The sequence below is a fragment of the Blautia wexlerae DSM 19850 genome, assembly GCF_025148125.1.
In the GTDB taxonomy this organism is placed as follows: domain Bacteria; phylum Bacillota; class Clostridia; order Lachnospirales; family Lachnospiraceae; genus Blautia_A; species Blautia_A wexlerae.
This window is the reverse complement of sequence record NZ_CP102267.1, coordinates 3,552,654-3,574,065: the sequence shown is the minus strand read 5'-3', so window position 1 is coordinate 3,574,065 and position 21,412 is coordinate 3,552,654. Positions and strand designations below refer to the sequence as shown.

Here is a 21,412-nt window from a genome sequence, read left to right as displayed (position 1 = left end):
GGCATATTTTTAAGTCAGGGGCAAAATTCATTCCAGATTGCCTGTGGCAATGGAATTTTGGCTTGTATGTCTCGGGATTGTGTGAATAGTAACCCCCTGATATCATTATAATAAAGAAACTAACAAAAGTATAGAATAAATGCAGATATCTTATGGTAAAATTACAGAGAAAGTGTTATAATAATTTCATTAAACAGCAGACGGCAGAAGTGTTAAGTGTCAGCTGATGAATTATTGAGAGGATGGTGCGATTATGAATATCAAAATTGAAGAATTATTATCAGCATTAAACAGAAAAGAAGAAGAGAAAGAAAAAAATACAGTCCTCTGGGTACTGGCAATCATTGGCGCAGTTGCAGCAGTAGCAGGTATCGCATTTGCTGTATATCATTTCTTTGCTCCGGATTATCTGGAAGATTTTGAAGAGGATTTTGACGATGACTTCGACGATTATTTCGAAGATGAAGAAGAATAATTACCTGTAATATGAAAATGAAAGAATAGCTCCGGCTTATACCGGGGCTATTTTTATGGAGGTTATATGAAAAAAGGCGAAATTTATGAAGGCGTGATTGAGAAAGTAGATTTTCCCAATAAGGGAATTGTGATAACAGACGGACAAAAAGTTACCGTAAAGAACGGAATGCCCGGACAGAAAGTCCGTTTTATGATCAATAAGAAGCGTTCCGGACGTGCAGAGGGAAGACTTCTGGAAGTATTGGAGAAGTCTCCGCTTGAAACAAGAGAACCGGTCTGCAGCATTTTTCCGGAATGTGGAGGATGCATGTATCAGACCATGTCCTATGAAAACCAGCTCAAAATGAAAGAATGTCAGGTTCGTGAACTGTTGGATGGTGCATTGAACGGCACTGATTACCAGTGGGAGGGAATTCATGGAAGTCCCATTGAATTCAGATATCGAAATAAAATGGAATTCTCCTTTGGTGATGCATATAAGGATGGTCCGTTGACGCTGGGTCTGCACAAAAAAGGCAGTACCTATGATGTTCTTACAGCAGATGACTGTCAACTGGTTCATGAAGATATGACGAAAATCCTGACTTGTGTGCATGAATACTTCCTGAAACGAAACGTTTCCTATTATAAAAAGATGCAGCATACAGGATATCTGCGCCATCTGCTTCTCCGCCGCGGTGTGACTACAGGAGAGATTCTGGTCCATGTGATTACCACCAGTCAGGAAGAACATGATCTGGAATCTCTGAAAGAAGAACTTCTTGCACTTCCGCTGGAGGGTAAAATTGTGGGAATCATGCATATTATCAATGATTCTCTTTCTGATGTGGTGCAGAGTGATGAGACACGTATCCTTTACGGTCAGGATTTCTTTTATGAAACGCTTCTGGGACTGCGATTTAAGATCAGTACATTTTCATTTTTCCAGCCTAATTCACTGGCTGCGGAAGTGCTTTATTCTATTGTACGTGAGTATATCGGAGATACGAAGGATAAAGTAGTGTTCGACCTTTACAGCGGAACCGGAACGATCGCCCAGCTTGCAGCCTCCGTAGCGGACGAAGTGATAGGCGTGGAAATTGTGGAAGAGGCAGTAGAAGCTGCAAAACAGAATGCAGCACTGAATAACCTGAGTAATTGTAAATTTATTGCAGGAGATGTCCTTAAAGTTCTGGATGATCTGACGGAGAAACCGGATGTGGTAATTCTGGATCCGCCAAGAGATGGAATCCATCCCAAAGCATTGCCGAAGATTCTTTCTTATGGGGTAGACCATATTGTATATATTTCCTGCAAAGCGACCAGCCTGGCAAGAGATCTTCCAGCATTTCTGGCGGCAGGGTATAAGCTGGAAAAAGCCTGCTGCGTTGATCAATTTTGTCAGACTGTTCATGTGGAGACTGTGGTGTTGCTACAAAGGAAGAATATGTAGAAATCCTTGAATTTACGCACTTTGCAGAGTTTTTTAGCTTCAACAGGATTGCTGAAAATCACAAGGAAAAAGAGCTTGTGAGGAAGGTGACTGTTGTTGTAGCGTTAGACCTCGGTTGTGGGAATACAAAGAATTCTGAATATGAAAGTAAATAGAGAACTATCAGATATATTGATAGAACGTAGGGATACTTGAAAGAGTGTCCCTATTTTTTATATTAGGGCATTCCATTAGGAGTGCCTTTTTCAATTCAATTTAAAAGGAGGTTCACTATGAACAACACAGCGTTAGGAGCAGAAAACAAAAAGGAACAGACAATCAATTTTATCAGCGAAGCACATGAAAAATTCTACTATGAAAAATTAAAAGAGGTACGCTATCAGGATGTGTACCACAAGGCACTTTGCTATTGCCTTGGTATCAGCGATGATACAAGAAGAAATGTTGATAGCATCTATGATTTTAAGACGGGATGTGTAAAAACTGAGTGTCTGCATGAAGGCTGGCAGACCAGTGGCAGTATGAAGGTGGTGCGAATGGCATTTAACCTGTATTGCAACGGCACACCGAGTGTAGATGATTACGCAAAAACAGAGGAACAGGTAAACGAGTGCAGGCAGTATACAGTGGAGGACTTGTTTTGCTGTGCCTATGCACCTTTCTTTTGGCCGGCGATACAGATCCGCTATCCGGAGTATGCGACTTATAACCGGGAACTGTATGCCTTATTTGGAGGAGCTGACTAATGTTAAAAGTCAGATTGATGGGAACGAAGAATGACATTGTGTGGTTTCAGAAAATCTTACAGCGTCATCCAAAAGTAGAAGTTCTGGAGATATCAGAGCTTTATAGCAATAAAAGGACAAACAAATATTATAGAGCTTATGCGGAAGTACAGAAAAGCAACGTGAACTCTCCAAACTTTCATAACAGGGATAGATACTCCATTTGCGGAGGGAGGAACGGCGTTTCTTCGCCGCACCTTCCTCCGCTTTTTCTTTTTGTCTGTATCCTTGTCTTTTGCCTGTCCGCACCGGATAATATGAGTAGAATAAGAAGCGTAGCAAAGGAGTGAAAACAGATGCTGACCTTTGAAAAGGTGCTGGAGATTTTTGCGGATTATCTGACCGCAGACGAGACCATAGAAGTTTATATCAGCCGCCATGGATGTGTAAGAGTTGAATTTGATCAAGATTTTCACTATTGCTCTGGCGAGGTGTGCCATACTCCCAAGGAACTGTTCGACCTCTTAGCCGATGATTACCGGACTTATCTGGAGATTGAACTGACCAAAGGAAAACGGGAAGTGACGGAAGATGATGAGAGAGAAGCGGATGCCCTGTGCAAACGGCATCTGGAGCGTTGGAAGGAGGAACAGGAATGAAGATTTTGAAATGTCTGCTGATGATCGTAACTGCACCGGTCGTTTTGGTGTTGACGCTTTTTGTCTGGCTCTGCACGGGGCTGATCTACATATCCGGTCTGGTGCTTGGTCTACTAAGCACGGTAATTGCTCTGCTTGGCGTGGCTGTGCTGATTACCTATTCCCCGCAGAATGGTGTGATTTTGCTGGTTATGGCATTTTTGATTAGCCCGATGGGGCTGCCGCTGGCTGAGATCTGGCTGCTGGGAAAGGTGCAGAGTTTGAAATTTGCGATCCAGGATTGGATGTATGGGTAAATGATGTGAATATAATCTGGAATGAAAAGAAGCAGGACAATGGGAGATGAGACCCAATGCCCTGCTTCTCTGTTTATTCGGAACGAACTGTAATATATTTTTGATTGCGACTTTTAGGTTTATCGGGAATAGTCATTTCTAATTGCCCGGATTCTAAAAGCGGATTGATATGCTTCAAAGTGAAGTTTCTTAAATCTTTGAAGCCACAAAATACTGCAAGCTCTTTCTTGGATTTTGGTGTTGTGCAAAAAGCCAAAATCTGTTTGGACACCGTTGATAGTTCAATAACTTGGTGGGTAACTTGGTGGATAACTTGGTGGGCGTCACCCTCTAAGTTGTAGTTTACATTTTTCAAGATGACTCTGAAATCTGTCGCTGTTGAGGAAAATTCGGGCTTATATGCCTCTGTGTATCCAGGCAGCTTTTCGGTTTCACTGACGATTTTGCGCAGGCCACTTCCACGGCGTTCCATGTACTTCATGCGGTGGAACAAATCAGCAATCACAGGGTTTCGTCGCATCGAACGAATACTGTAAATATCGTATTCCTGAATTGAGCCGCCGCCAAACATACCGCCCGGAGATGTGATTTCCACCCGATCATCAAACATATCAATGTGGACTTCGCTGCCAAGCACAATATAATCACGATGGATGAGAGCGTTGACAAGAGCCTCTGTTACAGCTCGTTCAGCATAATCCGGCTTGTCTACCCGATACTGAGCTTCTTTGACAAAACGGACTTTGGAATTATTGCGAATAAATTCACTGCCGCTTTTCAGTAAATAAATCAAATTCCCCTCGTATTCCTTATCGTCCAGCGCATCATCAAAGATAGAGCCTTTTTCCAAGCCATTCCACCGGGTACAGAACATACGGGAGTTATAAACTGTGTGCTGATCGGTCATGAGCTTTCCGGCATTGGTCAAGAACCCATTTTTGTCAGCCAAACCGAAGGAGACATAATCGGATGGCTCGAAGCGGAGGCCGGTTCGTTCCAGATAGGTTGCCTCCAGGAGTGTGAAGCTGTAATCCTTTTTCACAGCTTCTGTTGTTAAGGTGTCAAAGGACTGATTGGTTCCCTTTAAGATCAGTTCATTCACAATGTAATCCGGTGCAATTACGCTTTCATTTCCAACACGGATGTATGCCTCCATCACGCCGTCTGCCTTGTAATAGTATGGGGTGCTGCGGCCAGGAGAAACCTCCAGAGCCAACAGGTTTTTACCATCTTCCTGCAATGGCTTTAAGATAAACTGTGGTAATGGTGTGATACGTTTTTTGATTAAGCGGCTGATCGCTTCAGCATCCTTTTGAACATCGGACAAGCCGATAGGCTCCCGGTCATCGGAGACTCCGAAAAACAGAGTGCCGCCGATTCCATTGGAAAAGGCACTGACACTTTTTAACCAGCTTTTTGGCTTTTTTGTTTCGAGAGCAACTTTGAAATCACATTCGGTTGCTTCAGCAATGAGCTGTTCTATCATAGAAATCCCTCCTTTGAGGTATTGGTAGTTTCTTTATATTATACCCATAAGAAGAGTTTATTTCAACGATAGGCACAAAGAGTTCAGAGAAAATATTTTGAGAGGAGGGCTTTTTATGGCAACTACAAGAATCATGCCGCTTCATGTCGGCAAAGGCCGCACAGAGAGTCGGGCGATCAGGCAAAGCCCTCTCACCGAGAGCTGCTTCGTGTGGTGATTGACAACGCATTATCACAAAGTCCTGCTGACTTTGAAGAACTGCTGAAGCTGTTGCAAGAGTATGGTTGTGAAGTCTCAAAGCGCGGAAAATCGTATCGACTGAAGCTCTCTGGTTGGGAGAAAGCCGCCCGCATGGACAGCCTGGGTGAAGGATATGGATTGGAAGATTTGCGGGCAGTTCTCTTAGGGAAGAAAGCACATACCCCGCGAAAGAAAACAGTCACACAGGCAGAGCCGCCGAAGGTCAATCTGCTGGTGGACATTCAGGCAAAATTGCAGGCTGGAAAAGGTGCTGGCTATGCGCGATGGGCTAAAGTTTTTAATCTGAAACAAATGGCGCAGACCATGAATTACCTGTCAGAGAACAATCTGCTGGAGTATGCGGTTTTGGAAGAAAAGGCTACGGCTGCCACGGCACATCACAATGAACTTTCGGCGCAGATCAAAGCGGCTGAAAAGAGCATGGCAGAGATCGCTGTTCTGCGTACTCACATCGTAAATTATGCCAAGACCCGTGAGGTCTATGTGGCATACCGCAAGGCGGGTTACTCTAAGAAATTCCGGGGGGAATATGAGGAAGAAATTTTGCTCCACCAGGCTGCTAAGAATGCCTTTGATGAGATGGGAGTCAAGAAGCTTCCCAAGGTCAAAGAGTTGCAGACGGAGTACGCGAAATTGCTGGAAGAAAAGAAAAAGACCTATGCCGAGTACCGGCGTTCCCGTGAGGAAATGCGGGAGCTTTTAACGGCAAAGGCAAATGTAGATCGAGTGCTGAAAATGGAGGTAGAACAGGATGTTGAAAAAGAAAAAGAAAAAGACCACGGCCAGCGGTAAGCTGGTCCTGATCAAAAGTGTTCGCAGGCACTGGACATCCGGGGGATGTCCGTTTAGTGCCGACCGGAGTGGAACGGAGACCGCGCAGCCACAGAATGAAATTCTGTGTTCAAAGGGGCTTGGGGGCGCTGCCCTCAACAAGCAAGCAGAGAGGAAAATCACAAAGGGATTTTCTTCTCTGCGGGCCTGTGTGTATTAACACAGGCATTGCTTGCCTCTTTTCTCCGAAAATGAAAAGAACCAGTGAGAGAATCGTTAAATTTCACTCACTGGCTCAATTCGTTTCAAATTTCTCGGACAACTCTGTCAGTTCTTTCACCGTTTCCTGGGTGTGATGCAACAGGGTGTCACGCATTTCTGGCGGACAGCTGGAATAAAGCATTTTCATCTGATTGACACCCTCATCCTCCAGAGAAACATCTGGATTTATAAGTGTATCTAAAGAGATGTGCAGGACCTTTGCCAATGTTCTTAAAATCAAATAGGAAGGATTCATTTTTCCCTTTTCGATATTGGCGATTTGCTTTACAGAAACATGGCTCAGATCAGATAGCTCCTGTTGTGTTAGCTCTTTATTCTTTCGGGCTTCTCGCATTTTTAGCCCTAAAGCAGTTAAATCATCAATCGGCATAATCATTCACCTCAAGTATATTCTATCGTGCCGATTTGCACAAAGGAATAATCTTATTATGCCGGTTGATAGGAATGATTATACTGATTTTTGGTAGAACGAGAGCCAAAGACTATTTTTAATATTTGTTTTTCAAGTATAATTACAGTATAATAAATGACCCATCTGAATTTAGAGAGGATTTTCAAAATTCGCAATAATTATTAAAACAATCTTTTTTGATTTTGTTATTATGCTTGATGGAAAGGAGGGAACATAAATGGGCAATCAATCAGTCATCAGCATAGAGGCAGTCATTGACTATATCGAAAGTCATCTTGACGGAAAGCTGGAATTAGAAACGGTTGCGGAGGCTGTTCACTATTCAAAATATCACTTACACCGACTATTTACCGAAACCGTAGGAATGACAATTTATGATTATGTGCAACGCCGCCAGCTTACAGAGGCGGCAAAGCTTCTGGTCTTTTCGGATAAACCTATTATCGAAATTGCTTTTATCTGCGGATACGAGAGCCAGCAATCGTTTTCATTAGCTTTTAAGGCTATGTATAAATCGCCGCCTGCGGAGTATCGTGAAGAACGGAGCTTTTATCCTTTGCAGTTGCGGTTCATTTTACATCGAAGAACGACGGCTATGGAATTTACAATACAGGATATTCGGTTAGCAGAAAAGAAAGATATTGCCGATTGGATGAACTTAATGCGGCTTGTTATTGATGGGTATCCTGTAATGGATGAAGATGACTACTTAGCTAAGCTGGAAGAAAGTATTGACGAAAAGCGTGCGCTTGTGCTAAGGGAGGGAGATATTCTCATTGGAGCGATGGCATTTACCTATTCTCCAGGCAGTATAGAATTTCTTGGCGTACATCCGCAATATCGAAATCGCGGACTTCAAAAGTTATTCTTGGATGCCTTATTGGAAACATATCTTCCAGGGCAGGAAATCAGCACAACAACCTTTCGAGAACAGGACAAGGCCGATACAGGGCATCGAGATATGCTATTGCAACTTGGTTTTGCCGAAAAAGAATTGCTGACAGAGTTTGGCTATCCCACGCAGCGCTTTGTGCTCCCTCCTAAAAAACAGGAGGATATACAACATGGATGACACGCAACGCACCGGCTGGCAGAAAAGAATACTCCTTTTCTTAACCAGTCAATGTATCACACTCTTTGGCTCTACGCTTGTTCAAATGGCGCTCGTTTGGTATGCAACCATGCAAACATCCAGCGGCGTGTGGGTGGCTGCATTTACAGTCTGTTCCTATCTGCCGCAATTTCTCATTTCATTTATAGGCGGCGTATGGGCAGACCGATACCACAGGAAAAAATTGATTATAGGCGCAGATCTGCTGATTGCATTTGTCACTTTCGTAATGGTATTGGCAATTCCGCATATTTCATCGGAGCCTGCTTTGCTCGGCGGTTTGCTTGTTATGTCGGTCATACGATCCTTGGGGGCAGGAATACAAACTCCAGCAGTCAATGCCGTTATCCCACAGCTTGTCCCGGAAGATCAGCTTATGCGGTACAACGGCATCAATGCAACAATGCAGTCTATTGTTAATTTTGCGGCTCCAGCGGCGGCAGGTGCAGTTTTTGCAATCAGCACATTGAGAATGACGCTTATGATAGACATTGTAACGGCGATCTTGGGAACGGGCCTATTGTCCTGTTTGGCACTTCCGAAACAAAATACTTCCATTGAGAAGGCCAGCGTCTTTTCTGACATGAAAATTGGCGTCAAATACGCTTTTGCAGACAAACTAATTGGAAAGCTTTTAATCATCTACGGACTATTCACTTTCTTTTGTGTTCCAGCAGGCTATCTTGCAGGACTTCTTGTTCGGCGAGTATTCGGTGATACTTACTGGTATCTTACCGCAGTGGAAGTAGTAGGGTTCGCAGGTATGATGGCAGGCGGAGTTATTATGAGTATATGGGGAGGTTTTAAGCACCGAGGAAAAACTTTGGCAGTTGGACTTTTTGCGTTTGGCTCTTTTGCAATCGGAATGGGCTTTTCAAAGAATTTTATTTTTTACCTTGGCCTAATGGTATGTTATGGAGTCGCATTAACAATGGTGCAAACAGCAATTACCACTATGTTACAAGAAAAAACGGACACCTCTATGCAGGGGCGTGTATTTGGATTACTTGGCACGATGTATGCTGGCTTTTTACCGATTGGTATGGCTATGTTTGGTCCTTTGGCTGATATTCTTCCCTTGCAGTGGATTATGATTGGATCAGGTATAGCCCTTATTGTAATTGCAGGTATAGCTTATTATAGTCGGGAACTCAAAACAATCTAAAAGAAAAAAGTCGCCCAACGGGAATAAAAAAAACCGTTGTTTCGGCGGCTGGGTATTTATGCGCCAAAACAAAATACAGTGGCCTTACGGCGGTTTTGAAATAACATATTTCAGAGCCGCCGTTTCTTTTTCGACGATGCTCATGCGATCAGGAGGGCGGTATATAGGAGGATACCGCCATGTCAATTTTCGTCATTCACAATAGCCATGAGTTACACCAACTAAAAAAAGCCTTGCCCCTCCTCCGGGGAGGTATGACTACCTATCGGCATTATCATTCCAACTAAAACAGAAGAATCATAGTCATTTTTGTTGCGCCAGTTTCCCATTGCGGGGAGCTGGCGTTTTTTGCTGTCGATTTTTTGGGAAAGCTCCCGAAGTATGTCACTGTCGATCCCCTCCTCCTTTCGATTCGCTCATCAATCGCCCGTGAATCGAAATGGAGGTACATAATGAAGAAAGTCAATCTTAGGGACTTATATCCCGATGTTTACAAAAATGATTACTTGGTAGAAGTAACTGAAGATGTGCTGGAGACGATCCGAGCCGCTGAGCGTGCAGAGGCCGCCTATGACCGGAGGATGTATCGCTATAAGGCGAACTACTCCCTGGACTGCGACAACGGCATTGAAAATGCGATCCTGATGAAGCCCCAGACACCGGAAATGCTTCTGGAGGAAAAGCAGCTGCGGGAGCAGCTCTATGCCGCTGTGATGGCTCTGCCGGAGAAGCAGGCCAAGCGGATCTATGCCCGGTATTACCTGGGTATGCGTGTGAGCGAGATAGCAGTAGCGGAGGGTGTAGACTCAAGCCGTGTCAGTGACAGCATCCGGCGTGGTCTGAAGCAACTGGCAAAGTATTTTTAGGATAGAATTACAAGGGGGGCAAGGTCTCAAAGTGCTTCTGGCACAGGGCCTTGCGCCCTATCTACGCACTTGTATTCTTCGAACAAATGAAATATAATAGAGAGGATTGTCGGAGGTATGAATATGGATTATATGACGCTCAGAGAGGCAAGTGAAAAATGGGGCATTTCCACCCGTCAGATAAACTATTATTGCACGGAGGATCGTATTCTCGGTGCTGTAAAAATGGCCGGTGTCTGGTTGATTCCTAAAACTGCGGGGAAACCACATGACAGGAGAAGAAAAGATGAAAAATGAATACAAGATTTTAATTATAGAAGACGATATGTTGCTCAATGACATGACAAAACGACTTCTTACTCAACATGGCTACTGCGCAACATCTGCATATTCTGGAAGTGAGGCGCTTTTATTGATTGAGAGAAGTAGTTTTGATTTGATTTTACTTGATCTGATGCTTCCCGGAATATCAGGAGAAATAGTATTAGAGAAGATAAAGAATATCATAGACATCCCGATTATAGGTGTTTCCGCTAAAACAGATATAGACAGCAAAGTGAATCTTATAAGAAATGGCGCTGATGATTACATCACAAAGCCTTTTGATAATCAAGAATTACTGGTGCGGATTGAAGCAGTGCTCCGGCGATTTCAGAAGTCTACCACCCCCAACAATAGCAAAATACTTCGCTTTAAGGATTTGTCCCTTGATACAGAAGCTATGGAGGCTAAAATCAGGAATACCCCCATTACTTTGACACGGTATGAATACCTGATTTTGCAACTTCTGATGTCCTCGCCCTCAAAGGTATTCACAAAGAACAATATTTTTGAAAGCGTGTGGAATGAAAATTTTATCGGGGACGATAATGCAATCAATGTCCACATTGGAAATCTCCGCAAGAAGTTTGCCAAGGTCAATCCAGAGGAAAAGTATATTCAGACGGTTTGGGGTCTCGGTTTCAAAATGCAGGGTTAATCCTTAGAGAAATCTTATGAAGTTTACACATTAGTCTGCTACAATAAGACAGTATGGAAAGGGGATGATTATTTTGGAGACTGCTTTGGAAACAGCCGGGTTGACCTATGTTTTCCCGGATGGAAATGGAATTAAAAATATCGCGTTTCAGGTAAAACGCGGAGAAATCTATGCACTGTATGGCGGCCATCACGCCGGGAAATCTGTACTGTTGCAAACCATTATAGGTACACTTAGATCTCAAGCTGGTACGCTCAAATTATTTGGCAATATAGACTATCAGAAGGAGCGCCGCCGGATTGGGTTTGTACCACAAAAGCCTGTGACAATCGGCTCTCTGTCACCTGCTGATATGCTGCGTTATTTTTCTTCCGTTTTTGGAACCACAGAAATCCATATTTTAGATATACTGCATTTGAACCTGAAAGAGAAAAAGGCGGTACGGCGATTGCCATTATCTACCCAGCGTTTAGTGAATTTGGCTGTTGCCCTTTTGGGAAATCCAGATATGATAATTTTGGACGATCCTTTTTCCGGGCTAGATAAGGGAGAATGTGAACACCTGCTTTCTGTTCTGAACTATCTGCATGAAATCAACCATACCACACTTTTAATCTCTGGACAGGATTATACGCTGCTTTCCCGGCTTGCATCCAAATATGGCGTGATGGCAGATGGCAAGTTGCTTTGTGAGCTTACGGCTGGGGAATTGAAAGAGAGCTGCCAGCGGTGCATAAAGATAAGAACTCCACAATTAGAACGGGCTATTACGATTTTAAGCCAGCAGTTCCCGGATTTTGAAGTGTTGGGTCATGACCTGATTAGAATTTTTCATTGTAATGAGCAATCCGGGGAAATCAATACGCTGCTGGTTCATTCCGGGATAGAGGTATCAGAAATCTGGCTTGCCGGTATGGAGCCGACCGACTATCTTTTGAAAATGACAGGAGGTGCAAAGAGTGATTCAGACGATGCAAAGTGAGTTGTTCCGTATCCGCAAAAGCCGCCTGTTTTGGGTCTGCCTCGTATTGGCTGCGTTTTTTGTCTTTGCGCTTGCCCTGACCTTTTATCACAATTCGGTAAATGGTATGCTTCCGGTTATATCACTGGTTTCGTTCACGGAGTTTCTGTTTTCAGATTACAGTCTGATTTTTCCATTGACGCTCTTTTTGTGCCTATACTTTACAGAAGATTTTCATACCGGTACATACAGTATCACACTTTCTAAAGGGACAAGCAGAGTACACCTATTCTTTGGAAAACTGCTGGCCTCATGGGGTGGCGTTTTATTTTTTCTGTTTGTATGCTTTGATGTTGCGTATTTGTCAATTCTGATGATGGGAGCATCCCGGTATGACATAGAGTATTCGTTTTCTGCAATCGGAGTCTTTCTTTTGTTTCAATGCCTGTGCTTTTTAGGTTACACTGCATTTCTCAATTTGTTAAGTTACCTGCTCCGGCATCGGATCATTGTTACGATTACCGCATTTTTTATGCTGGGGGTTTTGTATTTATATCTCACAAAGATAAGTACAGCACTGGATATGGATTATTCCCTCTACAAATATTGGGTTGTAGGGCTATCTCATAGCTTGCAGATCAAAGCCTTTGGGGAGGATTTAATACCTATTTGTTTGACACTGTTAGCATATCTGTTTTTACCAACAGCCATTTCGCTCTCCCTGTTTCTAAGGTTGGACTTGCGCGATTTGGAAAGGCGGTGATGGCTACATGATGGTGTTATGTATCTTGCTTGCAATGCTTTCCCTGTTTTTGTCCCTGAAACTGATTTATCAGCGAAAGTTGGTTCAGAAAGTAAAAAAACAGATTGACTTTCTGATTGACCGTGATACGCAAACCGAAATTATGGTGGAAAAAACGGATGGGACAATACAGGATTTGGCTGCAAGTATCAATCATCTTCTGAAAAAATATCGTAGCATGGGGCAGGAAATTGAACGGAGCGATACACTGTTCCGAGATACCATTACCAGTCTTTCACATGACTTGCGAACGCCGCTGGCAACAGCAAATGGCTATATCCAGCTCTTACAGGAACAGGATTTAACAGGAGAGCAAAAAGAATATGTGACGATTGCGGGAGAAAGAATTTCCGCTGTAAAGTTGCTTCTCGACCAACTGTTTGAATTTGCAAGGATTGAGGCCGACGAACTGAAATTGAATTGCAGAAATACGGATATACACAGTGTGCTTCGGGATGTTGTCGCCTCATACTACGGCGATTTTGAACAGAAAAAATGTGTCCCCTATATCGTTATCCCAAATCCACCAGCTATCATTTGGGGCGATCCAAATGCCTTGACCCGGATTTTCTCCAATGTGGTTTATAATGCACTTGTTCATGGGGAGGGAAATTATCAAATCACCGCAGCGATAGAAGAAGCTCAAACGGTCATAACCATTAAAAATGCGTCGAGCAGTATTCAGCAAGAAGATATTCCTCATTTGTTTGACCGTTTTTACACCACCGACCAGTCGCGAACAAAAAAGACAACCGGGCTGGGATTGGCAATCGCTCAAAGACTTGTGACCCGCATGGGCGGGCAAATTGTCGCTTCCTTGCAAAACGGTATCTTTGCAATTCAAGTCGTGTTTCCCATTGTCAATTCCTAAAGGGCTGCTTCGGCGGCTCTTTTTTCATCCTTAGACTTTCCTTAGACTTTTCTCAAACAAATCCTAAACCTCTTTGGTAAAGTATGAGCCATAGGAGGTATAAACAAATGGTTAAAGTAGCTTTAGTGGTTTCTATCATCGCTTTGGCGGTGTGCCTGCTCACGGCCTTGCATGGCGTATTGAGCGATGGCCTAAAAGGACTAAAACAGAGATCAAAATCCATTGGTATTTCATTTTTGATTTATGCTGTGGCCTTTTTGCTTTTCATCTTTTTTCAATAATGGAGGTATTTCATGCTACAAATCAAAAATGTAAATCTGAATGTTGGAAATACAGCATTGCTGTCCAACATCAACTTGACATTAGAGCAAGGAAAAAACTATGGTGTGCTAGGGCCGAACGGAGCCGGTAAAACAACACTGTTTAAGTCCATGCTGGGTCTAACTGATTTTTCGGGAGAAATACTTTCGGACGGGCAGCCCGTTTCTAGTAGATGTTTTGGAAGTTTGATTGAGTACCCGGCTTTTTACTCACGGCTCACCGTAGAGGAAAACTTGAATCTCCACGCACAGTACTTAGGTTTGAAACAGCCAAACATTGAAGCGGCGCTGAAACAAGTAAATTTGCTGGATGCCCGGAAAAAGCTGTTTTCTCAACTTTCTTTGGGGATGCGCCAACGCCTGGGAATTGCACGCGCCTTTTTAGGCGATGTTCAATATTTGCTGCTGGACGAACCTACCAATGGTCTTGATCCAATGGGGATAAAGGAAATCCGACTGCTTCTGAAAGAACGCTTAAAATCACCACAACACTGTATTTTGGTATCAAGCCATAATCTGACGGAGATTGCCGCCGTGACAGATGTCCTTATTTTCATTCGTGGCGGGAAAATCATCAAGATTGTAAAAAATGACTATAACGAAAAAGAACTGGAAGCACTGTATGAGGATATTATGACTTCCGGCCAGAGGGAGGAAGCATAATGGGAATGTTGATTAAAAATGAGTTTTACAAATTGAAGCGGGAATGGTTTATGGCATTTCTTCTGCTGCTGTCGCTTCTTCCCATCCTTACCGGCGGAGCAGGAGCAGTATTCAACAACAGCACAAAATCACTTGCTGACCTGTTTTTCTTTATGAATAACCAGTTTTCCATGTTCTTCCCAATGGTGATTTTCATTTTAATTGGTTCACTGTTTTATCAGGAATACAAGAACAAAACCTACATCAACTGGATTACCTACGGTTTTTCAAAAAAGAAACTCTTTCTATCAAAAGTCGCTGTTAGCACCGTTATCAGCATTGGCTTTGCAGTCATTTTATTTGTTGCTTTTGGTCTGCTGGTGGCAATACTCAATGGAACTGGTAGGTTGACCGGAGGTGTTTCATTGTTCCTCAATTTGGCAATCGGGTTTGGAATTGAAGCCTGTGTTATCGTTTTGATAACTACTTGTTTGGGGGCAATCGTTATTAATCTGAGCCGCAATATTATTGTGACAAGTGTAGTAGGGGTTATATATGGCTTTGCATCTTGCCTGTTCATCGGTTCGGAAAATGGCTTTGTCATTCCGGGTAGTTTTGCATATCGTGTGTCTATGTCCTTTTTGGATAAAGCCACTTATTATGACGCCCCTGTGCCAGCTACTATCGGCGGATGTATCAGTTTTGTACTTTGCTTTGCGGTGATGTTTTTGGTTGGGTTGCTTGTCTTTTCCCACAAGAAAAAAATAGAAAATTAAATCCTGCCGGACGACGGCAAAAGAAAAAAAGCCGTCGTACAGCAGACACATTTCCACGCGCCTATGAAGCGGCGGCTTTGAGAAAATCAGAGCCGCCGTTTCTTTTTGCTTTTCGGACCGATGCTTATGCAATCAGGAGGGCGGTATATAGGAGGATACCGCCATGTCAATTTTCGTCATTCACAATAGCCATGAGCTACACCAATTAAAAAAATCCTTGCTCCTCCTCCGGGGAGATATGACTACCTATCGGCATTATCATTCCAACTAAAACAGAAGAATCATAGTCATTTTTGCTGTGCCAGTTTCCCATTGCGGGGAGCTGGCGCTTTTTATTGTCGATTTTTCGGGAAAGCTCCCGAAGTATGTCGATGCCGATCTCCGCCTCCTTTCGATTCACTCGTCAATCGCCCGTGAATCGAAATGGAGGTACATAATGAAGAAAGTCAATCTTAAGGACTTATATCCCGATGTTTACAAAAACGATCACTTTGTAGAAGTAACCGAAGATGTGCTGGAGACGATCCGAGCTGCCGAGCGTGCAGAAGCTGCCTATGACCGGAGGATGTATCGCTATAAAGCGCATTACTCCTTGGACTGTGACAATGGCATTGAAAATGCGATTCTGACGAAGCCCCAGACACCGGAAATGCTTCTGGAGGAAAAGCAGCTGCGGGAGAAGCTTTATGCCGCAGTGATGGCTCTGCCGGAGAAGCAGGCCAAGCGGATCTATGCCCGATACTATCTGGGAATGACGGTAAATGAAATTGCCGAAGTAGAAGGTGTAGATCCAAGCCGTATCCGTGACAGTATCCGGCGTGGTCTGAAGCAGCTGGCAAAGTATTTTTAGGGTAGAATAACAGAGGACGCAAGGTCTCAAAGTGCTTCTGCATAAGACCTTGCGCCCTACCTATTGTAGTAGCCTTAGAGGTGTATTTTGTAAAGCTATCTTTGAGTGAAGAAACATGATCTTTATCAAGAAAATTTGTCGGCTCATCTAATAGCAATACATCTGGTTTTTCAAGCAGTAGCTTTGCCAAAATCACTTTTCCTCTCTGGCCTGTTTCAAAGCGAGCCCGAGCCCATGAAAGTCAAACCTTCTTTCATCTTGGTTCATTCTCATATCACCCTATATCATTGTACATTTCGGGTTGGATTATGAGAATGTAATATGATTTGATATTACATGATATATTATTTCATAAAATTGACAAAGAAGAATGTTTGTGCTATTCTATATAAAAATATATCTCCAAAGGGGAGCAAGATATGAACTTTCATTTAACAGATCAGCGTAAAAAGAAAATCAGCTCTGTACAATCCATTCCGATGAAACATTGTGCAGAGTATAGCGTATAAAAAGCGCATTTAGATTTCATCGGGAAGCCAAGGGAGTAGTGTACCCGTTTTAGGGTGTTGGCTTTCCGTGCAATTATAATGTGTACGAGGCTATGGGCAATGTTTTGTCCATAGCCTTTTGTTTTTGCGTTACTATGTCAAAGGCAGAAGGCAGATACCGTTGTGTATCTTTGCTTTCTGCCTTTTTCTTTTTTCAGAATACATAAGAAAGGGTTTTTGAAAATGAGTTTATTAGAAATTACAGGATTAACACATTCTTTTGGTGAAAACTTGCTTTACAAAAATGCAGGATTCACACTGAATAAAAGGGAACACATCGGGATTGTGGGACAAAACGGAACCGGCAAAAGTACCCTGATTAAAATTTGTACAGAGCAGATCATACCTGATAGCGGACGGGTTATCTGGCAGCCAAATATTACGATTGGCTATTTGGACCAGTATGCAGAAATCGACCATACGCTTACCATGAAAGAGTTTTTGAAATCAGCCTTTGCAAAGCTGTTTGAAATAGAAACACAAGTTATGCAGCTATATGAAAAGGCCGCCGATGGAGATATGAAAAATCTGGAACTTGCTGCCTATTATCAAGAGCAGCTTGAAACACATGACTTCTATTCCATTGATACTGCGATCGAGCGCGTTGCAAATGGGCTGGGGCTGCTTGCGATTGGTCTTGACCGCCCTATCATTGAAATGAGTGGCGGCCAGCGAGCAAAAGTGATTTTGGCAAAGCTACTGCTTGAAAAACCAGATGTATTGCTATTAGATGAGCCGACAAATTTTCTTGATAAAGATCATGTTGCATGGCTGGCGGAATACCTATCCTCTTTGGAAAATGCTTTTTTAGTTGTTTCCCATGATTTTGACTTTTTGGATAAAATCGCAAATCGTATCTGCGATATAGATAATGACACAATAACAAAGTATTATGGCACTTATTCTGAATTTCTGCGAAAAAAGACACTGTTGCGGGAAGATTACATTCGTCAATACTCAGCGCAACAAAAGGAGATCAAAAAAACAGAGGAGTTTATTAGGAAAAATATTGCTGGACGAAAAGCAAAAATGGCGAGAGGGCGACAAAAACAGCTTGATCGAATGGATAAAATGGAGGCTTTGGAACAGAAAGAGATTATTCCTCATTTTCATTTTCCTGTTTTACCGCTGACAAATACGGAGCATCTGCTGGTCAAACATCTGGCAGTTGGTTATCACTATCCAGTTTTATCAGATATTGATTTTAGCATAAAAGGCGGGCAAAAAGTTGTTATCACTGGCTTTAATGGAATTGGGAAATCTACTTTGCTCAAGACATTAATTGGACAAATCCCGTCCATGCAAGGTCATTTCAAATTTTCCGATCAAGTTACCCTTGGATATTTTGAGCAGGACTTAATATGGGACGAACCTGAACAGACACCAATTCAAATTGTTTCCAATGTCCATCCTGATATGGTCATAAAAGATGTTCGCAAACATTTAGTCCGGTGTGGAATTTCCAGTAAGCACGCAATGCAAGCGATTGGAACATTAAGTGGAGGTGAGCAGGCGAAAGTAAAAATGTGTTTGCTAACACTGATTCCCTGCAATTTTCTAATTATGGACGAACCCACAAATCATCTGGATGTTCAGGCAAAGGAAGCATTGAAATCAGCTCTTATGGATTTTGCGGGTACTGTATTGCTCGTATCACATGAAGAAGCATTTTATCGTGAGTGGGCACAGAGAGTTATTAGTGTCGAGAAATAGAAAATAGAATTAAGTATAGTATATGTGCCTACCCCCGACGGGGAAAGAAAAAAACCGTTGCCGGGTAGGTTGGTTTTGTGCGCTTATTCCACATGTTCTGCGGCGGTTTTGAGAAATCAAGACCGCCGCTTCATTGCGTTTAAGACACAAAAATGATTCTATACATTGAAATCTGGTACGGCGGTAACAGGAGGATGCCGCCATGTCCATTTTACTTTTTCGTAGTTCTAATATCCTGCACCAGCTAAAAAAAGTATAGTTCCTCCTCCGGGTAAGTTTTGCATTGCATCGGCATTATCGTTCCGTGTAATTAAGTACAATCGTGGCTGTTCTTGGTGCGCCAGTTTTCCATTACGGAAATCTGGCGTTTTTTGTTGCTTTTTTTTCGGAGATGATCCGGTTGTCTGCCGGTGTCGGTCCCCGCCTCCATTCGATTCACCCGTCAATCACCCGTGAATCGAAATGGAGGTACATAATGAAGAAAATTAACCTTCGGGAACTTTATCCTGATGTTTATCCAACAGACTTTTTTATAGATGTGACAGAGGAAGTAATGGAAACTATTCGAGCAGCTGAACGTGCGGAGGCTGCGTATGAGCGAAAGATGTATCGCTACAAGGCCCAGTATTCTCTGGATTGCGAGAATGGCATTGAAAATGCAGTGCTGTTGAAGCCGCAAACGCCGGAGATGCTTCTGGAGGAAAAACAGTTTCAGGAGCAGGTCTATGCCGCTGTGATGAAGCTGCCGGAGAAACAGGCAAAGCGAATTTATGCCCGATACTATCTGGGAATGACGGTAAATGAAATTGCCGAAGTAGAAGGTGTAGACCCAAGCCGTGTCCGAGACAGTATCCGCCGTGGATTAAAGCAGCTTGTAAAATATTTTTGATAAAATTTCATTTGATGCGCCTGTTTTTTGCCTTTTTTGTCAGTGTTAATAAGAAGGACAAGTTTTCCTCCTTCATCAGTACATTGCTACGAAAATAAAACTCGTAGCCAAAAACTGAACCTTGACAACAAATGTTTTCAACAATTATGAAAGCATCACTATAAAGCAGTCACAGTATTGGCTGCCTGTAGTGAGAGATTGATCGTATTTAAGAAAGGCTAGCTTTGAGCTTCCACATGATAACCATGTTTTTCCAATTCCCGTATATAACGAGAAAGCTGTTTTTGTTCACAGTGCTTACGTCTTGTTTCAAAACAGGATTCGTCAAATAGAGTTCCTTGTTTTAACATTGTGTAGATGATGACAAGAAGTTTTCGGGCAAGTGCGACAATCGCTTTTTTGGCTCCTTTTTTCTGTTTGATTCTCCAGTACCATGCCGAAAGATAAGTGTTGCGTTTCCCTGCAATCACCCAGGCAATTTCGCAGAGCATACTTTTTATGTAAGGATTGCCTTTTGTGACAGAGGTGCTTTTTCGTTTTCCAGCACTTTCGTTATTACCTGGGCACAAACCGGCCCATGAGCAGATGTGTTCCGCAGTTTTAAACGGCTTCATATCAATACCGATTTCAGCAATAATTGCACAGGAAGCAGTTGTGCTTATTCCATAGATGCTATTCAACTGCTCAACCTGCAGGGCAAATGGAGCCATATCTTCCTCGAGACTCGTTTCAATTTCAGCAAGATGTTTCTTTAAAGAATCATAATGAGTCATGAGAATCCTTAAAAATGCCTTTTGGTGTTCTGACAGTGTTCCGTTCACGGACATGAGAATTTCATCAATACGGTTTCTGGTCTTGGTTTTGAGACAAGAATCTAAAGCAGTTTTATCAATCTGCCCATGTTCAACTAAATGCAGAATGATGTTTCTACCCGAAGCGCCAAAAATATCAGAAATAAAGGATGATAGACGGAAGCCGGAACTTTGTAAAAATTTCTCAATCCTGTTCTTCTGTGACGTAATATCGCGGATGACACTCTTACGGTAACGATTTAGATCGCGGAATTCCCGAATCCTTTTTTCGGGAATAAAACTTCCGTTCAAAAGTCCGGCGCGAAGCAAGGTGGAAATCCATTCGGAATCCCGCATATCGGTCTTTTTGCCAGGAACATTTTTCATATGGCGTGCATTTACAACAAGCAGGGTAATGTCACCAGAGAAAGCATCCTCCAGTATTTCATAAATCGGCATCCAATAGATACCGGTGCTTTCCATAGCTACATGATGGCAGTTTTTAGAAACGATCCAATTCCGTAATGCTATCATATCCGGAATCAATGTAGAAAACTCACGGATTTCAGAACGGGTTGGCTTGCCCAGAGGACCAGTCAGGATACATGCAACAATTTTTTCTTTGTGGACATCCAGTCCACAGGAAATTTCCAGAAGGTCTTTCATACAGAACAACTCCTTTACTATAGAATTGGCAGGAGATTTGCCCGAGATAATACGGACTTTGCTACTCGTGCTATTCATAAAAGGTGCGACAATATGCTGTGCTCAAGGGCAAATCATTTACGTTGACAAACGGGGTGCAAATCCTCCAAGGTGCAATCAAACTTAATCCTGCCTAAGACTATTGTAAGGCAAAAAGAGAAGTGAAAAAAGTAGTGGAGTCAGTATCCTATTTTCATTATAGGCTGAGATAAGCTTTCATGATTCGTTGACAACTGAATACACGGCAGAACAGGTACATAACCTGCGCATGAGCGAGTGCAGGACGCCGCGAAGATGGAGCAGCCAGGAGGTGATGGACAAGCTGTTTCGGAGCGATCAACGTCCCTGTGACCCGGATGGTGGCACATCCGGCGCGATGAGGGCGCGGGGGCTTAAAGATACTTCCTCACGGCCCGCCAAAGACTTGGGGGGAACCCTGCGGCACACGATACGAACGATGCTGCGGAGTTATGACAGCCGCGCCAGCGGAGACCTGTTGTGTTCCCATCGTCAGGGGGCGTGGCAAATATGACGAGTAATCCGAACAGAATAACAGTAGCCGCACCAGGTTTTTATCCGAAGATTTCTTTCAGACTGGTGCGGCTATTTAAGTATTAAGATA

24 protein-coding genes and 3 pseudogenes are annotated in these 21,412 nt (G+C 43.0%); 21 read left to right on the top strand and 6 right to left on the bottom strand.

Translation table 11 applies throughout. The annotated features are described in order from the left end of the window. Positions 1-253: 253 nt before the first annotated feature. The 5 genes from NQ550_RS16655 (at position 254) to NQ550_RS16635 (ending at position 3,589) form a co-directional block, all read left to right on the top strand. On the top strand, positions 254-475 hold the full coding sequence (locus tag NQ550_RS16655) for a hypothetical protein (protein WP_008706577.1): 222 nt from the start codon (positions 254-256) through the stop codon (positions 473-475). 66 nt (positions 476-541) lie between these two features. After that, complete coding sequence (gene rlmD, locus NQ550_RS16650; RefSeq protein ID WP_025581100.1) at positions 542-1,909, top strand: 23S rRNA (uracil(1939)-C(5))-methyltransferase RlmD; 1,368 nt, start codon at positions 542-544, stop codon at positions 1,907-1,909. A gap of 272 nt (positions 1,910-2,181) precedes the next feature. Further along, positions 2,182-2,655, top strand: a complete 474-nt coding sequence (locus NQ550_RS16645; RefSeq protein WP_025581099.1) for a DUF6075 family protein — start codon at positions 2,182-2,184, stop codon at positions 2,653-2,655. Positions 2,656-2,990: 335 nt separating this feature from the next. Beyond that, positions 2,991-3,293 (top strand): hypothetical protein, encoded by a 303-nt coding sequence (locus tag NQ550_RS16640; RefSeq protein ID WP_007045794.1) that lies wholly within the window; start codon positions 2,991-2,993, stop codon positions 3,291-3,293. Beyond that, a complete protein-coding gene (locus NQ550_RS16635; RefSeq protein ID WP_025581090.1) occupies positions 3,290-3,589 on the top strand; it encodes a CD1845 family protein in 300 nt (99 codons plus the stop codon). Before NQ550_RS16640 ends, NQ550_RS16635 begins: the two co-directional genes overlap by 4 nt. Before the next feature lie 73 nt (positions 3,590-3,662). On the opposite strand, the gene NQ550_RS16630 is transcribed toward NQ550_RS16635, so the two are convergent. Further along, positions 3,663-5,075 carry an ATP-binding protein gene (locus tag NQ550_RS16630; protein ID WP_259838125.1) on the bottom strand — a complete coding sequence of 471 codons (1,413 nt, stop codon included), beginning with the start codon at positions 5,073-5,075 and terminating at the stop codon, positions 3,663-3,665. 171 nt (positions 5,076-5,246) lie between these two features. Here NQ550_RS16630 and NQ550_RS16625 point away from each other — a divergent pair. Both NQ550_RS16625 and NQ550_RS16620 read left to right on the top strand, forming a co-directional pair. After that, positions 5,247-6,128: pseudogene (locus NQ550_RS16625) on the top strand (relaxase/mobilization nuclease domain-containing protein); the annotation flags it as partial. After that, positions 6,088-6,327, top strand: coding sequence for a hypothetical protein (locus tag NQ550_RS16620; protein ID WP_025581304.1), 240 nt, complete (start codon positions 6,088-6,090; stop codon positions 6,325-6,327). The pseudogene NQ550_RS16625 and the gene NQ550_RS16620, both read left to right, overlap by 41 nt. A 75-nt stretch (positions 6,328-6,402) precedes the next feature. Here NQ550_RS16620 and NQ550_RS16615 read toward each other — a convergent pair whose 3' ends face one another. Next, complete coding sequence (locus NQ550_RS16615; protein ID WP_195481506.1) at positions 6,403-6,759, bottom strand: helix-turn-helix domain-containing protein; 357 nt, start codon at positions 6,757-6,759, stop codon at positions 6,403-6,405. Between the two features lie 259 nt (positions 6,760-7,018). On the opposite strand from NQ550_RS16615, the gene NQ550_RS16610 reads away from it, so the two are divergent. From NQ550_RS16610 to NQ550_RS16560, 11 genes are all read left to right on the top strand, one after another. Next, positions 7,019-7,873, top strand: a complete 855-nt coding sequence (locus NQ550_RS16610; RefSeq protein WP_025580937.1) for a GNAT family N-acetyltransferase — start codon at positions 7,019-7,021, stop codon at positions 7,871-7,873. Beyond that, positions 7,866-9,077 carry an MFS transporter gene (locus NQ550_RS16605; protein ID WP_025580936.1) on the top strand — a complete coding sequence of 404 codons (1,212 nt, stop codon included), beginning with the start codon at positions 7,866-7,868 and terminating at the stop codon, positions 9,075-9,077. Before NQ550_RS16610 ends, NQ550_RS16605 begins: the two co-directional genes overlap by 8 nt. Before the next feature lie 452 nt (positions 9,078-9,529). Then, complete coding sequence (locus NQ550_RS16600; protein WP_025580933.1) at positions 9,530-9,943, top strand: sigma factor-like helix-turn-helix DNA-binding protein; 414 nt, start codon at positions 9,530-9,532, stop codon at positions 9,941-9,943. Positions 9,944-10,066: 123 nt separating this feature from the next. Beyond that, complete coding sequence (locus NQ550_RS16595) at positions 10,067-10,240, top strand: hypothetical protein (protein ID WP_005341175.1); 174 nt, start codon at positions 10,067-10,069, stop codon at positions 10,238-10,240. Then, positions 10,230-10,922: a response regulator transcription factor gene (locus NQ550_RS16590; RefSeq protein ID WP_025580931.1), complete on the top strand. Its 693-nt coding sequence runs from the start codon at positions 10,230-10,232 to the stop codon at positions 10,920-10,922. Before NQ550_RS16595 ends, NQ550_RS16590 begins: the two co-directional genes overlap by 11 nt. 73 nt (positions 10,923-10,995) lie before the next feature. Next, entirely contained in the window at positions 10,996-11,904 is a 909-nt protein-coding gene (locus NQ550_RS16585) for an ABC transporter ATP-binding protein (RefSeq protein WP_330366539.1), read from the top strand. Next, entirely contained in the window at positions 11,882-12,646 is a 765-nt protein-coding gene (locus NQ550_RS16580) for an ABC transporter permease (RefSeq protein ID WP_025580929.1), read from the top strand. Before NQ550_RS16585 ends, NQ550_RS16580 begins: the two co-directional genes overlap by 23 nt. 7 nt (positions 12,647-12,653) lie before the next feature. After that, on the top strand, positions 12,654-13,556 hold the full coding sequence (locus tag NQ550_RS16575) for a sensor histidine kinase (RefSeq protein WP_005341179.1): 903 nt from the start codon (positions 12,654-12,656) through the stop codon (positions 13,554-13,556). A 107-nt stretch (positions 13,557-13,663) separates the two neighbouring features. Continuing rightward, entirely contained in the window at positions 13,664-13,837 is a 174-nt protein-coding gene (locus tag NQ550_RS16570) for a hypothetical protein (protein WP_005341180.1), read from the top strand. 12 nt (positions 13,838-13,849) lie between these two features. Next, the gene (locus NQ550_RS16565) at positions 13,850-14,539 is read left to right on the top strand and encodes an ABC transporter ATP-binding protein (protein WP_025580926.1); all 690 of its coding nucleotides are present in this window, start codon (positions 13,850-13,852) and stop codon (positions 14,537-14,539) included. Next, positions 14,539-15,294: an ABC transporter permease gene (locus tag NQ550_RS16560; protein WP_025580924.1), complete on the top strand. Its 756-nt coding sequence runs from the start codon at positions 14,539-14,541 to the stop codon at positions 15,292-15,294. The genes NQ550_RS16565 and NQ550_RS16560 overlap by 1 nt, the downstream gene beginning before the upstream one ends. Positions 15,295-15,499: 205 nt before the next feature. Here the strand turns inward: NQ550_RS16560 and NQ550_RS16555 are convergent, their stop codons facing one another. Continuing rightward, positions 15,500-15,694 carry a hypothetical protein gene (locus NQ550_RS16555; RefSeq protein WP_081703327.1) on the bottom strand — a complete coding sequence of 65 codons (195 nt, stop codon included), beginning with the start codon at positions 15,692-15,694 and terminating at the stop codon, positions 15,500-15,502. Positions 15,695-15,730: 36 nt separating this feature from the next. Here NQ550_RS16555 and NQ550_RS16550 point away from each other — a divergent pair, with 36 nt between their 5' ends. After that, positions 15,731-16,144 carry a sigma-70 family RNA polymerase sigma factor gene (locus tag NQ550_RS16550; protein WP_025580923.1) on the top strand — a complete coding sequence of 138 codons (414 nt, stop codon included), beginning with the start codon at positions 15,731-15,733 and terminating at the stop codon, positions 16,142-16,144. Between the two features lie 103 nt (positions 16,145-16,247). Here NQ550_RS16550 and NQ550_RS16545 read toward each other — a convergent pair. Beyond that, a pseudogene (locus tag NQ550_RS16545) lies at positions 16,248-16,355 on the bottom strand (ATP-binding cassette domain-containing protein); the annotation flags it as partial. Next, positions 16,340-16,411: pseudogene (locus NQ550_RS22650) on the bottom strand (transcriptional regulator); the annotation flags it as partial. The pseudogenes NQ550_RS22650 and NQ550_RS16545, both read right to left, overlap by 16 nt. Positions 16,412-16,875: 464 nt before the next feature. Between NQ550_RS22650 and NQ550_RS16535 the strand changes: the two are divergent. Continuing rightward, complete coding sequence (locus tag NQ550_RS16535; protein ID WP_025580921.1) at positions 16,876-18,405, top strand: ABC-F family ATP-binding cassette domain-containing protein; 1,530 nt, start codon at positions 16,876-16,878, stop codon at positions 18,403-18,405. 475 nt (positions 18,406-18,880) lie between these two features. After that, positions 18,881-19,294, top strand: coding sequence for a sigma-70 family RNA polymerase sigma factor (locus NQ550_RS16530; protein WP_156067142.1), 414 nt, complete (start codon positions 18,881-18,883; stop codon positions 19,292-19,294). A gap of 218 nt (positions 19,295-19,512) precedes the next feature. On the opposite strand, the gene NQ550_RS16525 is transcribed toward NQ550_RS16530, so the two are convergent. Further along, entirely contained in the window at positions 19,513-20,751 is a 1,239-nt protein-coding gene (locus NQ550_RS16525; protein WP_114091361.1) for an IS110 family RNA-guided transposase, read from the bottom strand. Positions 20,752-21,412: the final 661 nt, after the last annotated feature.

What these genes read in the sequence shown, in the direction of transcription:
- NQ550_RS16655 (WP_008706577.1), top strand. Translation starts at nt 254, where the DNA reads ATGAATATCAAAATTGAAGAATTATTATCAGCATTAAACAGAAAAGAA.
- rlmD (WP_025581100.1), top strand. Translation starts at nt 542, where the DNA reads ATGAAAAAAGGCGAAATTTATGAAGGCGTGATTGAGAAAGTAGATTTT.
- NQ550_RS16645 (WP_025581099.1), top strand. Translation starts at nt 2,182, where the DNA reads ATGAACAACACAGCGTTAGGAGCAGAAAACAAAAAGGAACAGACAATC.
- NQ550_RS16640 (WP_007045794.1), top strand. Translation starts at nt 2,991, where the DNA reads ATGCTGACCTTTGAAAAGGTGCTGGAGATTTTTGCGGATTATCTGACC.
- NQ550_RS16635 (WP_025581090.1), top strand. Translation starts at nt 3,290, where the DNA reads ATGAAGATTTTGAAATGTCTGCTGATGATCGTAACTGCACCGGTCGTT.
- NQ550_RS16630 (WP_259838125.1), bottom strand. Translation starts at nt 5,075, where the DNA reads ATGATAGAACAGCTCATTGCTGAAGCAACCGAATGTGATTTCAAAGTT.
- NQ550_RS16620 (WP_025581304.1), top strand. Translation starts at nt 6,088, where the DNA reads ATGTTGAAAAAGAAAAAGAAAAAGACCACGGCCAGCGGTAAGCTGGTC.
- NQ550_RS16615 (WP_195481506.1), bottom strand. Translation starts at nt 6,759, where the DNA reads ATGCCGATTGATGATTTAACTGCTTTAGGGCTAAAAATGCGAGAAGCC.
- NQ550_RS16610 (WP_025580937.1), top strand. Translation starts at nt 7,019, where the DNA reads ATGGGCAATCAATCAGTCATCAGCATAGAGGCAGTCATTGACTATATC.
- NQ550_RS16605 (WP_025580936.1), top strand. Translation starts at nt 7,866, where the DNA reads ATGGATGACACGCAACGCACCGGCTGGCAGAAAAGAATACTCCTTTTC.
- NQ550_RS16600 (WP_025580933.1), top strand. Translation starts at nt 9,530, where the DNA reads ATGAAGAAAGTCAATCTTAGGGACTTATATCCCGATGTTTACAAAAAT.
- NQ550_RS16595 (WP_005341175.1), top strand. Translation starts at nt 10,067, where the DNA reads ATGGATTATATGACGCTCAGAGAGGCAAGTGAAAAATGGGGCATTTCC.
- NQ550_RS16590 (WP_025580931.1), top strand. Translation starts at nt 10,230, where the DNA reads ATGAAAAATGAATACAAGATTTTAATTATAGAAGACGATATGTTGCTC.
- NQ550_RS16575 (WP_005341179.1), top strand. Translation starts at nt 12,654, where the DNA reads ATGATGGTGTTATGTATCTTGCTTGCAATGCTTTCCCTGTTTTTGTCC.
- NQ550_RS16570 (WP_005341180.1), top strand. Translation starts at nt 13,664, where the DNA reads ATGGTTAAAGTAGCTTTAGTGGTTTCTATCATCGCTTTGGCGGTGTGC.
- NQ550_RS16565 (WP_025580926.1), top strand. Translation starts at nt 13,850, where the DNA reads ATGCTACAAATCAAAAATGTAAATCTGAATGTTGGAAATACAGCATTG.
- NQ550_RS16560 (WP_025580924.1), top strand. Translation starts at nt 14,539, where the DNA reads ATGGGAATGTTGATTAAAAATGAGTTTTACAAATTGAAGCGGGAATGG.
- NQ550_RS16550 (WP_025580923.1), top strand. Translation starts at nt 15,731, where the DNA reads ATGAAGAAAGTCAATCTTAAGGACTTATATCCCGATGTTTACAAAAAC.
- NQ550_RS16535 (WP_025580921.1), top strand. Translation starts at nt 16,876, where the DNA reads ATGAGTTTATTAGAAATTACAGGATTAACACATTCTTTTGGTGAAAAC.
- NQ550_RS16530 (WP_156067142.1), top strand. Translation starts at nt 18,881, where the DNA reads ATGAAGAAAATTAACCTTCGGGAACTTTATCCTGATGTTTATCCAACA.
- NQ550_RS16525 (WP_114091361.1), bottom strand. Translation starts at nt 20,751, where the DNA reads ATGAAAGACCTTCTGGAAATTTCCTGTGGACTGGATGTCCACAAAGAA.